This window comes from Pseudomonas sp. Pse1 (genome assembly GCF_024519635.1).
GTDB lineage: Bacteria > Pseudomonadota > Gammaproteobacteria > Pseudomonadales > Pseudomonadaceae > Aquipseudomonas.
Genome location: NZ_JALJRO010000034.1, coordinates 19347 through 32748, shown reverse-complemented (window position 1 = coordinate 32748; position 13402 = coordinate 19347). Strand labels below are relative to the sequence as shown.

The following is a 13402-nucleotide window of genomic DNA, read 5'->3' as shown; positions in this document are numbered from 1 at the left end:
TGGATTCAGGCTGCCGCGCGTCATCGTTGACGAGCATCGCGAGCAGGCTCGCTCCAGGGAGGGCGTGCATATTCCAATATCATCTAACAACATAAAAACTGATCAATTGACGGCATATCAAATCCCCTTTAAAACCTCAGGCATCCCTCACCACCAAGCCCTTTCCAGGACGCCGCAAAAACCATGGACCTCCGCCAGCTGCGCTATTTCATCGCCCTCAACGAGCACCGCAGCTTCGTCCGTGCCGCCGACGCCATGGGCATCACGCAGCCGGCTTTCAGCCGTAGCATCCAGGGGCTGGAGCAGGAGTTCGGTTGCGTGCTGGTGGATCGCGGGCACAAGGATTTGCGCCCCACACCCGAGGGCCAGGTGGTGTTGCAGCATGCCTTGAGCCTGGTCCAGGGTGCTGCCTTGCTCAGCACCCAGGTGACGCAGATGACCAAGCTCGATGCCGGTGAAGTACGCTTCGGTTGCGACCCGGCGGCGGCCGCCAGGCTGGTGCCGGACGCGGTGGCGCGCCTGGTCAACTCACACCCGAAGCTGCGCAGTTGTTTTCAGGTGGATAACGGCCAGCGACTGAGCCGCGCCCTGAGCCGCGAAGAGATCGAATTTTTTATCGCCGACATCCGTCATTTCGAGGCCGATCCGAATTTCCAGACCCGTGCGCTGACCCCAAGACGCAGCGTGTTCTTCTGCCGACCGGGGCACCCACTGCTGGCCAAGGAAAGTCTGTCGACCAATGACATGTTCGTCTATCCGCTGGCGACCACGCAGTTGCCGGCGGGCATTCGCAAATCACTGGCCAACCTCAGTGGCCGCAGCGATTTTTCGCCGAGCATCGAGACCGAGCACGTGCCCGCGCTGCTGAAAATCGTGCTGCAGTCCAACGCCATCGGCGTCGCCAGTGCCGAGGAGATCACCGACGACAGCGTGGCCCTGCTGCAGTGGCGCAACCTGCCGCCGCACCTCGAGAGCTTGAGCACCCGCTGCGGGATTGTCACCCGCACCGGGTATCGACTGTCCCCCGCCGCACGGGCCCTGATCGACATTCTGCAGATGCTGGATCAGCCACCGCAGCCCGCGCTCACACCCGCAACCCCGGCGCGACCTCTGCCTGCGGCGCAGCCTTGCGCGTGAAGCGGTTGGCCCGGCCAAAGGTGCCGAAGTCATTGAAGCGCACCCCCATCTCGCGCATCACCTTGTGCGCCACCGGCACGGTCAACTGGCGGATGTAAAACGGCTCCTTGACCACGAAATGATGGATACCGTGGCTGCTGCCGAAGTTGAAGCAGAACGCCTGCAGCGGCCACAGCCACCAGGGGTTGAGCACCTGGGTCTGCTGCAATACGTTGCCCGGTTCGACGTCGCCGTAGTAGTGCATGTTGGAGCTGACAAAGTGCAGGCAAAAGGTGCGCAAGACATTCGGTCCAATGATCACCACCGCCGCGATATCAATCACCTGCATGACCGCCAGCGTGGTGTCCGACCACGGCACGGAAGTGCCCGCCAGATAAGCCACGGCGTTGATGGCGTGAAAGCCGAGAAACACGTACCACGCGCCCCAATGCAGCAACGCCAGCGGTGCATAGACCTTGAGCACCCGGCGCAGGATGCTCCACTTATGCGCCCAGGTGGGCGCCCGCAACAGGCGAATCAACGCCGCCATCAGGTTATCGCCGACCATCAACAGACGCACGACACCCCAGGTTTCGCCATTGGTGATGGCGCGCTCCTCCATGTCGGCCTCGGTACCCGACACCTTGTGGTGATTGAGGTGCAAGTGGCGGCGGATCCACGGATTGATGGTGCTCGGCCGCGCCAGCCAGACCAGCCCGAGCATCAGGTTGTGGGGCACGCGCTGTTTGCGGAAATACATGCTGTGGATCAGGTCGTGCTCCAGCTCATGGGTCAACGACGCCAGAAAAGCATTGAGCAGCAGGCACGCCCACCACACCAGGTGACCGTTGATGTACAACACCGCCGAGCCGACCATCCCGGCCAGGGCGAACGCCAGGATGCCCGCTCCCAACGCATCCTGATGCTTGAGCAACGGATAGCGCTCACGCAATTCGACACCCTTGGCCAGCACCACTTCACGAATATGCGCCGAACGTTGCTGGGCATTCAGGCGATCGGGACTTGCAGAAGTACCGTGCATGCTTCCATCCTCTGGTTATTGAGGTTCGCATGCTGCCTTGCGCGGTCGCCCCGGGCGCTAGCTGTGGACGCCAACCTGTTGACCGGAAGCGCCAATCATCATGATTGAACCCACCTCCCTCGCCAGCTGGACGCGCGCACTGCGCAAACAACTCGATGCCCTGGGCCTGGACAGCGGCGCCCTGTGCCTGCAGGCCGGACTCGACCCGCAACTGATGGACGATCCGAATGCCCGCTACCCGCTATCAGCCACCACTCGCCTGTGGGAATTGGCGGTGCAGGTCAGCGGCGACCCGGCGATCGGCCTGCGGGTCTCGCGCTTCGTCAGCCCCACCACCTTTCACGCACTGGGCTATGCGTTGGTGGCCAGCGGCAGTCTGCGCGAAGTGTTCGAGCGCATCGTGCGCTATCACCAGGTGGTCAGCGACGCCCTGGAATTGCACCTGAGCCGTGACGAGGACCGCTACTGCTTCACCCTCAGCGTTCCCGAGAACAGCCCGGCACCGGCACCGGAAGCCATCGATGCTTTCGCTGCGATCTACGTGCGCACCTGCCGCAATCGCCTGGGTCGTGAATACGCGCCGCTGGCCGTGTACCTGCGCCGCCCGCAACCGGCGGATCCGCACCCCTGGCACAAGGTATTCCGCGCCCCGGTGCATTTCGCCGCCGCGCAAGACCGCCTGGAATTCTCTCTTGATGACTTCGACAGCCACCTGGACGACGCCAACCCGGAGTTGGCCGAGCACAACGAAACCGTGCTCAAACGCACCCTGGCGCAACTCAAGCCGCTGACCTGGGAACGCAAGGTCCGCGATGCCATCGAGGAGCAATTGCCCGAAGGCGAGCCCAGCGCCGAACGCATCGCCCATACCCTGCACCTGAGCTTGCGCAGCCTGCAACGCCACCTGGCGGACGAGGGTTGTCGCTTCGACACCTTGCTCAACGAAAGCCGCGAAAACCTCGCCCTGCTGCATCTGCGCGACCCGCAGTGTTCACTCAGCGAGATCAGCTACCTGCTGGGGTTCGCCGACACCAGTAGCTTCAGCCGCGCTTTCAAACGCTGGACGGGCATGACGCCGGGGCAGTTTCGGGATGGGTTGGGGTGATCCTTCAAACCATGCTCCGCAGGCCTGCGGCATCGAGAATCTCGATCGTGCCGTATCCAATCCGCAGCAGCCCCTGGCTTTCCAAATCCTTGAGGATCTGATTGGTGGTCTGCCGTGACAACGACAACAGCAGCGCCAACTGCTCCTGGGGCAACTGCAATACCCGGCGCGCCGGTTCGATTTCGCCGTAGCCGTCGGCGATCATCAGCAAGCGCTGGGCGACGCGGGCCGGTGCTGGCAGCAGGGTCAACTGCTCGATGTTGATGAAGGTCAGGCGCAATTTATGGCTCATCAATAACGCCAGCTGGCGCCAGTAACGAGGGTGTTCGTCGAGGCAGGCGAGCAACGCCGCCTGGGGAATCTGCAGCAGGGTGCAAGGCCCCACAGCGTAGGCGTCGTGGGTTCGCGGCTGGCCGTCGAACAGGCAAATCTCGCCGAACCACTGTGCCGGCTCGATCAGACTCAACAGCGCTTCCTTGCCCTGCTCGCTCACCGCGCCGATTCGCACCGCCCCCTCGAGCACCGCGTACAAACCACAGGGCGCGTCGCCCCGGCCGAACAGGCGCTGCCCCGGCGTCAGCCGTCGCACACGGGCCAGGGCCAGCAGACTATCCTGTAACTCAGGCGCCAGGTGGCTGAACCACTGGCCTTGCATCAGGCGCGAACGCCAGACCGGGATTTGCATGCACTCTCCAAGCTGATTGTCGTCTGGCTGACAGAGCGCCGACGGACCGCAGGGCATGATCGACATCCCTACAGGAGGAAATAACAATGAAAAGCCTCGTTGACCATCTCAGTCAATACGCTGCCTACCACCGTGACCCGCGCAACATCGCCAGTCACTTTATCGGGATTCCGTTGATTGTGGTGGCGGTGGCCGTGCTGCTGTCGCGCCCCGAATGGGTCGTGGGCAGCCTCTGGATTTCACCGGCAGTCATCGTGGCGTTGTTTTCGGCGTGGTTCTACCTGCGCCTTGAGCTGGCGCTGGGGGTGCTGATGACGGTGCTGATGGGGCTGTCGGTTTGGGCCGGACACGCGCTGGCGGCGCAGAGCACGATGGTGTGGCTCAGCAGCGGGATCGGGATGTTTGTGGTGGGCTGGGTGATCCAGTTTGTCGGGCACTACTACGAAGGCAAGAAGCCGGCGTTTGTCGATGACGTGTCGGGGTTGATCGTCGGGCCGTTGTTTGTGGTAGCGGAGTTGGCGTTTCTGCTGGGGATGCGCCAGGAGCTCAAGCAGCAGATCGAACAGCGCTCGGGGCCGGTGCGGGTGAGCAAGAAAAATGTGGCAGCGTGAACCGCCCCCCTAAGGACCGCTCCCACATTTTTTTGACGAGTGAACCTAGATGTTCGCGACTTTCTGCCAAACCTTCGGCTTGAAGAACAACGTCTCGCCCTTGGCCAAGCCGGTCAGGCTGTCGTGGTCCTTGACCACTTCCGCCTCGATCAACTCGCTCTGCCCTTCGACTTTGAGGGTCACCCGAGTGGTCGCGCCCAACGGACGGATGTCGCGCACTTGCGCTGCGTGGTGATCTTCCAGTTCATGGCGCGACAGCGACACTTCATGGGGACGGAACAACACATGATTGTCCTCGCCCAGGTGCAGGCGGTTGGAGTCGCCGAGGAAGTGGTAGACAAAATCGCTGGCCGGATTCTCGTAGACCTGGCCTGGTGAGCCGATCTGTTCGATCACGCCCTTGTTCATCACCACGATGCGATCAGCGACTTCCATCGCCTCTTCCTGGTCGTGAGTCACGAATACCGAGGTCAGATTGATGTCCTCATGCAGGCGCGCCAACCAGCGGCGCAGTTCTTTACGGACCTTGGCATCAAGGGCGCCGAACGGCTCGTCGAGCAGCAGCACCTTGGGTTCCACCGCCAGAGCGCGGGCCAGGGCGATACGCTGGCGCTGACCGCCGGACAACTGTTCCGGGTAGCGATCCGACAACCAGTCCAGTTGCACCATGTTCAGCAATTCGTGGACCTTGGCGGCAATCTGGCTTTCGTTTGGACGCTGGTTCTTCGGCTTCATGCGCAGGCCGAACGCGACGTTGTCGAACACCGTCATGTGGCGAAACAGCGCGTAGTGCTGGAACACGAAACCGACGTTGCGATCACGCACGTCGTGGCCGGAGACGTCTTCACCGTGGAACACGATGTTGCCTTGATCCGGGGTTTCCAGGCCGGCAATGATCCGCAAAAGAGTGGTCTTGCCGCAGCCGGATGGGCCGAGCAAAGCCACCAACTCACCGCTTTGAATGTCCAGGCTGATGTTGTCCAGCGCCTTGAACGCATTGAAATTCTTGCTGACGTTACGCACTTCGATCGACATGAATTATTCCTCCGCGGCGCTGGCGCGCAGGCGGTTAATACGGTTTTCGCTCCACTGCTTGAGCAGCAGGATGAAGAGCGCCAGGATCAGCAACAGGCTCGCGACGGCAAAGGCGGCGACGTGGTTGTACTCGTTGTAGAGGATCTCGACGTGCAACGGCAAGGTGTTGGTCACCCCGCGAATATGCCCGGACACCACCGACACCGCGCCAAATTCACCCATCGCCCGCGCGGTACAGAGCACCACGCCGTAGATCAGGCCCCATTTAATGTTCGGCACGGTCACATGCCAGAACATCTGCCAGCCGTTGGCGCCCAGCAGGCGTGCGGCTTCCTCTTCCTGAGTGCCCTGCTCTTGCATCAGCGGGATCAGCTCACGGGCCACGAACGGCACGGTAACGAAGATTGTCGCGAGAACGATGCCCGGCAAGGCGAAGACAATCTGGATGTCGTGATCCGACAGCCACGGGCCGAAGAAGCCCTGGGCGCCGAACATCAGCACATAGACCAGACCGGCGATCACCGGCGACACCGAGAACGGCAAGTCGATCAGGGTCACCAGCATGCTTTTGCCACGGAACGAGTACTTGCTCACGCACCAGGCGGCGCTGACGCCGAACACCAGGTTCAACGGCACCGAGATCAGCACGGCGATTACCGTCAGCTTCAGCGCGGACAGGGCGTCCGGTTCGAAGATCGCGGCGAAGAAAGCCCCCAGGCCCAGTTTCAGGCCCTGGGACACCACGATAAACAACGGCAACAGCAGGAACAGGGCAAAGATCAGCCAGCCCAGGACAATCAGGACGCGCCGGGCGCCGGGGCTGCCACGGCGGGCGGCGTTGGCCGAGGATGCGGCGCTAATAGACGATTGGGACATGGTTCGCGCCTCCTTATGGGGTTTCGATGCGCCGCTGCAACAGGTTGATCAGCAGCAACAGGACAAAGGAAACCACCAGCATCAACACGCCAATGGAAGTGGCACCGGTGTAATCGTATTGGTCGAGCTTGACCATGATCAGCAACGGCAAAATTTCGGTTTTCATCGGCATGTTGCCGGCGATGAAGATCACCGAACCGTACTCACCGACACCGCGCGCGAACGCTAGGGCGAAGCCGGTCAGCCAGGCTGGCAGCAGCGCCGGCAGCAGGATGTAGCGGAACACTTGCAGGGGTTTGGCACCCAGGCACGCGGCGGCTTCTTCGATTTCCTTGGGGATATCGGCCAACACCGGTTGTACCGTACGTACCACGAACGGAAGGGTCACAAACGTCAGGGCAAGGGTGATACCCAGGGGGGTATAGGCAATCTTGAAACCGAGGTCCGCGGCAAACTGACCGACCAAACCATTAGGTGCGTAGAGCGCGGTCAAGGCGATACCGGCGACCGCCGTCGGCAAGGCGAACGGCAGGTCGATCATCGCGTCGATGATTTTGCGCCCTGGGAAGGTGTAGCGCACCAGCACCCAGGCCAGCAGCGTACCGATGATGCCGTTGATCACGGCTGCGCACAGCGCGGTGCCGAAGCTCAACTTCAACGCCGCCAGCACTCGGGGGGCGGTGATGATGGCCCAGAACTGCTCCCAGGTCAGTTGCGCGGCATGCACGAACATCGCCGCCAGGGGTATGAGTACGATCAGGCTGAGGTACACCAAGGTGTAGCCCAGCGTCAGCCCGAAGCCGGGTATGACGGGGGAGATACGACGCGACATAAAAGTCCTTGGTCAATGGCTGGTTACAACTGTAGGAGCGAGCCTGCTCGCGAAGGCGGTGACTCAGACAACAAAGGGGTTGGCTGATCGTCCGTCATCGCGAGCAGGCTCGCTCCTACAGGTAAGGCGGTCGTCAGATTACTGCGCCTGATAGATCTGGTCGAACACTCCGCCATCATTGAAGAATTTTGGCTGCGCGGATTTCCAGCCGCCGAAGTCCTTGTCGATGGTCACCAGGTCCAGGCTCGGGAACTGCTTGGCGTATTTGGCGGCCACTTCCTTGTCACGTGGACGGTAGAAGTTTTTCGCCGCGATCTCCTGCCCGGCCGGGCTGTACAGGTGCTTGAGATAGGCTTCGGCGATCTGCTCGTTGCCCTTTTTCTCGGCGTTCTTGTCGACCACGGCCACCGGCGGCTCGGCAAGGATCGACAGCGACGGCACGACGATGTCGAACTTGTCCGCGCCGCCATCTTCCTTGAGTGCCAGGAAGGCTTCGTTTTCCCAGGCCAGCAACACGTCACCCTGACCGTTGTTGACGAAGGTGATGGTCGAGCCGCGTGCGCCGGTGTCCAGCACAGGCACATGCTTGAACAGGGTCTGCACGTATTCCTTGGCCTTGGCTTCATCGCCACCGTTGGCTTTCAGGCCATAGGCCCAGGCCGCGAGGAAGTTCCAGCGCGCACCGCCCGAGGTTTTCGGGTTCGGGGTGATCACTTCCACGCCGTTCTTGGTCAGGTCGCCCCAGTCCTTGATGCCCTTGGGGTTGCCCTTGCGCACCAGGAACACGATGGTCGAGGTGTAAGGGGTGCTGGCATCGGGCAGACGCTTCTGCCAGTCGGCGGGCAGGGTCTTGCCCAACTTGGCGATTTCGTCGATGTCACCGGCCAGGGCCAGGGTCACCACGTCGGCACGCAGGCCATCGATCACCGCCCGGCCTTGCTTGCCAGAGCCACCATGGGACTGCTGGATCTTCACGTTGTCGCCAGCGTGTTCTTTCTTCCAGTAGTTGATGAATTCGGCGTTGTATTCCTGATACAGCTCACGGGTCGGGTCGTACGACACGTTCAGCAACTCGTAATCCTTGGCAACCGCGGAACCGGCAAAAATGGCACTGGCCAGAGCGGCCAAAGCGTAACGGCGAATCGACGACATGGTGAAGCTCCTGAAATTTTTGTGTGGGCTGTTCTTATGGTTTTCTGGAAACGGGTTGCCGGTGCCGGGCAGACTCAGCTCGGCTTGTTGCCGGCCGGGCTCTGCAGGCGGAATTTTTCCTTGCGCTCGATCTGCACCACCTGGGCGTTGTGCACGGTGATCTCTACCGCGCCAAAACGCAGATCGCGCAGGGCGCTCTGGATTTCGCGCAGAATGGTGGCTTCGTCATGTCCGTCAACGCTACGTAGAGATGCGCTCATGGTGCTGCTCCTGAAAGGGGAAGTGCCTGGCAGTGGCGGCACTGCTTGCGGCGTAGGAGCAATAGTAGAGAGCCATAGATATTCTTAAAAATACTATTTAAGAATGTTTATATAACCGAATGACTGGATGTGATGTACACGGAAAGGGGCCGCGCCGTAGCCCCTTGAATGGCCTAGCGAATCGCCGGGGCCCGCGACCAGTCCAGCTCGCTCGCCGGCATCGGCCGACCAAACCAGTAGCCCTGCCCGAGGTCGCAGCGGTGTTCGAGCAAAAAGCCCGCCTGATCCTGATGTTCGATGCCCTCGGCGTGCACCTGCATGCCCATGCTCTGCGCCAGGGCGATGATTACCCGCACGATCGCCGCGTCATCGTCGTCTGCCGGCAGACCGGCGACAAAACCCTGGTCGATCTTCAGCTTCTGCACCGGCAGGCGCTTGAGCCGCAGCAGTGACGAATAGCCCGTGCCGAAATCGTCGATGGCCAGGCGCACGCCCAACTCACGCAAGCGGTGCATCTGCTCCAGCGCCACCTCCGGATCGAGCATCACCGCGCTTTCAGTCACCTCGAGCTCGAGGAATGCGGGGTCCAGACCGGTGTCGTGCAGGACTTGGGCAACGCGTTCGTACAACTCACGGCCAGCAAACAAGCGGGTCGAGACATTCACCGCGACGAACGACAGCACCACCCCGGCCTGCTGCCAGGCGCACATTTGCTGACACGCCTGCTGCATCACCCAGGCGTCGATCTCGGCAATCAGCCCGGTGCGCTCGGCAATCGGGATGAACTCACCCGGCGGCACCAGCCCCCGTTGCGGGTGCTGCCAACGCACCAGCGCTTCGACGCCCACCAACCGGCTGAACTGTAGATCGTGCACCGGCTGGTAATAGACCCGCAGCTCCTGCTGTTCAAGGGCGCGGCGCAGCTCGAAGGCAATCTCCACCCGGTGCTGGGCATGCGCCGTCAGCTCTTCGGTGTACAGCGCGTAGTCGTTGCGCCCGGAGCTCTTGACCTTGAACAGCGCCGAATCGGCATTGCGCAGCAATTGATCGGCACTCAAGGCGTCACTGGGAAACAGGCTGATGCCGACGCTGGCATTGATGAACAATTGGCCGCCGTCGATCACGAAGGCGTCTTTCAGGCTGTCGAGGATGCGTTGCGCATGGCCCGCCGCCTGCACCAACTGCCCACAGTCCTCGACCAGCACGGCAAACTCGTCACCGCCGAGCCGCGCCAGGGTGACGCCCGGTCCGAACAGCTCGCGCAAGCGCGATGCCACGGCCTTGAGCAGGCGGTCGCCGACGTTGTGCCCCAGGCTGTCGTTGATCATCTTGAATTGGTCGAGATCGATCATCAGCAACGCACAGCCGCGCTTGTGCACCTGCGCCGACGCCAGTGCCTGCTCGACGCGGTCGCGGAACAACAGGCGGTTGGGCAGATCGGTCAGCGGATCATGGTGCGCCAGGCGCTTGATCTCGTGTTCGGAATCCTTGATCGCACTGATGTCGGAGAACACCGCCACGTAATGACTGAGCTGGCCGCAGTCATCGCGAATGACCCGGATGGTTTGCCATTGCGGGAAAATCTCGCCGCTTTTTCGCCGATTCCAGATTTCGCCGCTCCATTCTCCGTTCCGGCCCAAGGCCTGAAACATCTGCTTATAAAAATCCGGAGAGTGGTGACCGGACTTGAACAGGCTCGGTGTATGCCCCAGTACTTCGTCTGGCAAGTAGCCGGTGATGGCCATGAACGCACGATTGACGTGGACAATCTTGCGCTGGCGATCAGTGACCAGCACCCCTTCGTGGGTGCAATCGAACACCGCCTGCGCCTGACGCAGACGCGCGCGATCTTCCTGGTGAAAACGCAGGGCATCCTTGAGTCCCAGTACGTTCCAGCGCCCGGCCAGGGCCAGCAGAATCAAGCCGGCACTGAGGCCGACCCAGACATAACCGTTGATCAGCTGCCAACGCGGCAAATCCGCTGAACCATCGAATATTCTGCTCAATAAACAACCAGTGACACCCAGCCACACGCAGGAAACCACCAGGTAAAGCAGCGCCGCACGGAAGGCTGCGCGATAAGATGCCGACATTCGGTCGTCCATGTCCCTACGAAAGCTCAGAATTATAGAGCAAAGAGCCACCACTCCTCTCTTATCTGAAAGCCCGACTGGTTTTATCTGTGTCCTGAGTGATAATGCGCGAGCTATTTTTTTCTTTATCGAGGGCCCAACAGCCTATGTGGTACGAAGGTTTACTCGGCTTGTCAGCCTGGCAACTGGTGGCGGTCACTCTGGTCATGACTCACATCACCATCGTCGGCGTCACGGTCTACCTGCATCGCTACTCGGCGCACCGCTCCCTTGAGCTGAACGCCGGCCTCAAACACTTCTTCCGGTTCTGGCTGTGGCTGACCACCGCGCAGAACACCCGCGAGTGGACGGCGATCCACCGCAAGCACCACGCCAAGTGCGAAACCGTCGATGATCCGCACAGTCCGGTAATCAAGGGCCTGTCGACAGTGCTGCGCAAAGGCGCCGAGCTGTACCGCGCCGAGGCGGAAAACGCCGAGACGCTGCGCATCTACGGCAAGAACTGCCCCGAAGACTGGATCGAACGCAAGCTGTACAGCCGTTACCCGCTGCTGGGCGTGGCGATCATGGGGGTCATCGACCTGCTGCTGTTCGGCACCATCGGCATCACCATCTGGGCGATCCAGATGATGTGGATCCCGGTCTGGGCGGCCGGCGTGATCAATGGCCTGGGGCACGCCGTGGGCTATCGCAACTTCGAGTGCCGCGATGCGGCGACCAACCTGGTGCCGTGGGGCATCCTGATCGGTGGTGAAGAGCTGCACAACAACCACCACACCTACCCCAACTCGGCCAAGCTGTCGGTGAAGAAGTGGGAGTTCGACATGGGCTGGGCCTGGATCCAGGTGTTCAGCTTCCTGCGCCTGGCCAAGGTGCAACGGGTGGCGCCTATCGCCCACCGCGTCGAAGGCAAGGGCAGCCTGGACATGGACACCGCCATGGCGATCCTCAACAACCGCTTCCAGATCATGGCCCAGTACCGCAAGCTGGTGATTGGCCCGCTGGTCAAGCAGGAGCTGGAAAAGGTCGACCATTCGGTGCGCCACCAATTCCACCGCGCCAAACGCCTGCTGTCGCGTGAGACCAGCCTGCTGGAAGACCGCCATCACCTGCGCATCCAGACCATGCTTGAGCACAGCCAGGCACTGAAAGTGATCTACGAGAAGCGCCTGGCTTTGCAGCAGATCTGGCTCAAGACCAGCTCCAACGGCCACGACATGCTGGCTGCGATCAAGGACTGGGTTCATGAAGCCGAAGCCAGCGGCATTCAATCGCTGCGCGACTTCGCCCACCAGCTGAAAACCTACTCGCTGCGTCCAGCGGCCTGAAACTCGGCGGGAGTGAGGCAACTCACTCCCGCGCTCAGGCTGGCGTCTTGCGCAGGCGCATCAATTCCGGCAAGCCAATCTTCAGCAGGCGCGCCGTCCGGCTTTTAGCCAACGCTTCCACGCCCTCATGCTCGGTCAGGCGCGCCAGACTGGCCGCCATGTTCATCACCAGCGCTTCGCGCGAGTACACCCCGCCACCAAGCTGATAAACCGCGGCAATCAATTCCCGCAGCTCCAGCGGCAGGCGCCAGCGGGTGCGCAAGGCCGAACCGTAGGCGGCGGCAAACTCCGTGAGGGCGTTGCCGATCTGCTCCTGATCATCCAGCTCGCCGCCGGCCTGTTTCCACTCCTGCAGGCAACGCAACAGTGCCAGGTCGCCGAGGCAATGGAGCATGCCCGCGCAGTAGCAGCGCTCCTGATCAAGATCAAGCAGGCGCGCCAGGGTCCGGGCGTATTCCGCGGTGTGCAGCGACAGCTCCCAGTAGCGCTCGGCGTAGTCGGCCAGCAGCGGGTCGCTCAACCTGGCGCTGCGCTTGAGGGCCAGCCCGAGCACCAGGTTCATGCTTTGCCCGGTACCCAGGCGATGAAGAGCCTGGGACAGGGTCTGTACGCCTTCACCCAGGTGATGGGCGGCGCTGTTGGCGGCGGCGATCAGCACGGCGGTGATCTGTGGGTCGGTGCACACTTCCTCTTCCAGCAAGCGCAGGTCCAGGCCATTGGGATTAAGGCTGCGCTTGACCGCCTGCTGCACGTCGGTGAGCAGCGGCGCACCGTCGGCCAGCTCGCGGCGGCGCTCGAGAAAGGTCGAAAGGCTCATGCCCGGCGCCAGGGTCGGCACCTCGCAGGACACAGTCTGCCCGGCGTTGAGCAGCAACTGCTGCAAGCGCAGGGTCAGGTTTTCCATGTCCAGCGGTTTGGTCAGATAGGCAGTGGGTGCCAGCGGCACGGCTTCATGGACGCTGGCGCTGTCGTTGCGGCTGCTCATCAGAATGAACGGCAGCAACGGCTGGCGACGGCGCTGGCGCACACTGCGCAGCACATTGAGGCCATCGACCCCCGGCAATTCCCAATCGGCGATCACCAGGTCATAGGGCTGCTCGCTCAACAGTTGCAGCGCTTGCTGGCCGTCGGCACACAGGTCCAGCCGCGCGTCGCAACGCACGTTGAGCAACACCTGTTTGAGCAGATCGCGCGACCAGGGATCGGCTTCGGCAATCAGCACGCGAGGCACAGCGGGAAGCTCTACAACGGTCATCTTTTCACTCCG

At 61.8% G+C, this 13402-nt stretch carries 13 protein-coding genes; 4 read left to right on the top strand and 9 right to left on the bottom strand.

The window, feature by feature from the left end; genetic code table 11:
- The first annotated feature begins 183 nt into the window (after positions 1-183).
- Positions 184-1137, top strand: a complete 954-nt coding sequence (locus NR126_RS27625) for a LysR family transcriptional regulator (protein WP_105755913.1) — start codon at positions 184-186, stop codon at positions 1135-1137.
- Here the strand turns inward: NR126_RS27625 and NR126_RS27620 are convergent.
- Complete coding sequence (locus NR126_RS27620) at positions 1085-2158, bottom strand: fatty acid desaturase (RefSeq protein WP_027617228.1); 1074 nt, start codon at positions 2156-2158, stop codon at positions 1085-1087. The two genes, NR126_RS27625 and NR126_RS27620, sit on opposite strands and share 53 nt — an antisense overlap.
- Before the next feature lie 100 nt (positions 2159-2258).
- Between NR126_RS27620 and NR126_RS27615 the strand changes: the two genes are divergently transcribed.
- Positions 2259-3263 carry an AraC family transcriptional regulator gene (locus NR126_RS27615; protein ID WP_027617227.1) on the top strand — a complete coding sequence of 335 codons (1005 nt, stop codon included), beginning with the start codon at positions 2259-2261 and terminating at the stop codon, positions 3261-3263.
- Between the two features lie 4 nt (positions 3264-3267).
- On the opposite strand, the gene NR126_RS27610 is transcribed toward NR126_RS27615, so the two are convergent.
- Complete coding sequence (locus NR126_RS27610) at positions 3268-3948, bottom strand: Crp/Fnr family transcriptional regulator (protein ID WP_256832418.1); 681 nt, start codon at positions 3946-3948, stop codon at positions 3268-3270.
- Between the two features lie 86 nt (positions 3949-4034).
- Here NR126_RS27610 and NR126_RS27605 point away from each other — a divergent pair, with 86 nt between their 5' ends.
- Entirely contained in the window at positions 4035-4559 is a 525-nt protein-coding gene (locus NR126_RS27605; protein WP_027617225.1) for a DUF962 domain-containing protein, read from the top strand.
- 45 nt (positions 4560-4604) lie between these two features.
- Here the strand turns inward: NR126_RS27605 and NR126_RS27600 are convergent, their stop codons facing one another.
- From NR126_RS27600 to dibA, 6 genes are all read right to left on the bottom strand, one after another.
- On the bottom strand, positions 4605-5594 hold the full coding sequence (locus NR126_RS27600) for a sulfate/molybdate ABC transporter ATP-binding protein (protein ID WP_027617224.1): 990 nt from the start codon (positions 5592-5594) through the stop codon (positions 4605-4607).
- A 3-nt stretch (positions 5595-5597) separates the two neighbouring features.
- Positions 5598-6470: a sulfate ABC transporter permease subunit CysW gene (cysW, locus tag NR126_RS27595; RefSeq protein ID WP_027617223.1), complete on the bottom strand. Its 873-nt coding sequence runs from the start codon at positions 6468-6470 to the stop codon at positions 5598-5600.
- Between the two features lie 13 nt (positions 6471-6483).
- Entirely contained in the window at positions 6484-7302 is an 819-nt protein-coding gene (gene cysT / locus NR126_RS27590) for a sulfate ABC transporter permease subunit CysT (RefSeq protein WP_105755916.1), read from the bottom strand.
- Positions 7303-7440: 138 nt separating this feature from the next.
- On the bottom strand, positions 7441-8454 hold the full coding sequence (locus NR126_RS27585) for a sulfate ABC transporter substrate-binding protein (protein ID WP_027617221.1): 1014 nt from the start codon (positions 8452-8454) through the stop codon (positions 7441-7443).
- A 74-nt stretch (positions 8455-8528) separates the two neighbouring features.
- Complete coding sequence (gene oscA / locus NR126_RS27580) at positions 8529-8714, bottom strand: sulfur starvation response protein OscA (RefSeq protein ID WP_027617220.1); 186 nt, start codon at positions 8712-8714, stop codon at positions 8529-8531.
- Positions 8715-8887: 173 nt separating this feature from the next.
- Positions 8888-10807: a phosphodiesterase DibA gene (dibA, locus tag NR126_RS27575; RefSeq protein ID WP_027617219.1), complete on the bottom strand. Its 1920-nt coding sequence runs from the start codon at positions 10805-10807 to the stop codon at positions 8888-8890.
- A gap of 146 nt (positions 10808-10953) precedes the next feature.
- Here dibA and desA point away from each other — a divergent pair, with 146 nt between their 5' ends.
- Positions 10954-12135 carry a delta-9 fatty acid desaturase DesA gene (desA, locus tag NR126_RS27570; RefSeq protein ID WP_027617218.1) on the top strand — a complete coding sequence of 394 codons (1182 nt, stop codon included), beginning with the start codon at positions 10954-10956 and terminating at the stop codon, positions 12133-12135.
- Between the two features lie 34 nt (positions 12136-12169).
- On the opposite strand, the gene NR126_RS27565 is transcribed toward desA, so the two are convergent.
- On the bottom strand, positions 12170-13390 hold the full coding sequence (locus NR126_RS27565) for a response regulator (RefSeq protein ID WP_256832417.1): 1221 nt from the start codon (positions 13388-13390) through the stop codon (positions 12170-12172).
- Between the last annotated feature and the right edge of the window lie 12 nt (positions 13391-13402).

Excerpts from the sequence above, each read along its gene's own strand:
- NR126_RS27620 (WP_027617228.1), bottom strand. The coding sequence starts at position 2,158 with ATGCACGGTACTTCTGCAAGTCCCGATCGCCTGAATGCCCAGCAACGT.
- NR126_RS27605 (WP_027617225.1), top strand. The coding sequence starts at position 4,035 with ATGAAAAGCCTCGTTGACCATCTCAGTCAATACGCTGCCTACCACCGT.
- dibA (WP_027617219.1), bottom strand. The coding sequence starts at position 10,807 with ATGTCGGCATCTTATCGCGCAGCCTTCCGTGCGGCGCTGCTTTACCTG.
- NR126_RS27585 (WP_027617221.1), bottom strand. The coding sequence starts at position 8,454 with ATGTCGTCGATTCGCCGTTACGCTTTGGCCGCTCTGGCCAGTGCCATT.
- NR126_RS27625 (WP_105755913.1), top strand. The coding sequence starts at position 184 with ATGGACCTCCGCCAGCTGCGCTATTTCATCGCCCTCAACGAGCACCGC.
- NR126_RS27615 (WP_027617227.1), top strand. The coding sequence starts at position 2,259 with ATGATTGAACCCACCTCCCTCGCCAGCTGGACGCGCGCACTGCGCAAA.
- cysW (WP_027617223.1), bottom strand. The coding sequence starts at position 6,470 with ATGTCCCAATCGTCTATTAGCGCCGCATCCTCGGCCAACGCCGCCCGC.
- NR126_RS27565 (WP_256832417.1), bottom strand. The coding sequence starts at position 13,390 with ATGACCGTTGTAGAGCTTCCCGCTGTGCCTCGCGTGCTGATTGCCGAA.
- cysT (WP_105755916.1), bottom strand. The coding sequence starts at position 7,302 with ATGTCGCGTCGTATCTCCCCCGTCATACCCGGCTTCGGGCTGACGCTG.
- desA (WP_027617218.1), top strand. The coding sequence starts at position 10,954 with ATGTGGTACGAAGGTTTACTCGGCTTGTCAGCCTGGCAACTGGTGGCG.
- NR126_RS27600 (WP_027617224.1), bottom strand. The coding sequence starts at position 5,594 with ATGTCGATCGAAGTGCGTAACGTCAGCAAGAATTTCAATGCGTTCAAG.
- oscA (WP_027617220.1), bottom strand. The coding sequence starts at position 8,714 with ATGAGCGCATCTCTACGTAGCGTTGACGGACATGACGAAGCCACCATT.
- NR126_RS27610 (WP_256832418.1), bottom strand. The coding sequence starts at position 3,948 with ATGCAAATCCCGGTCTGGCGTTCGCGCCTGATGCAAGGCCAGTGGTTC.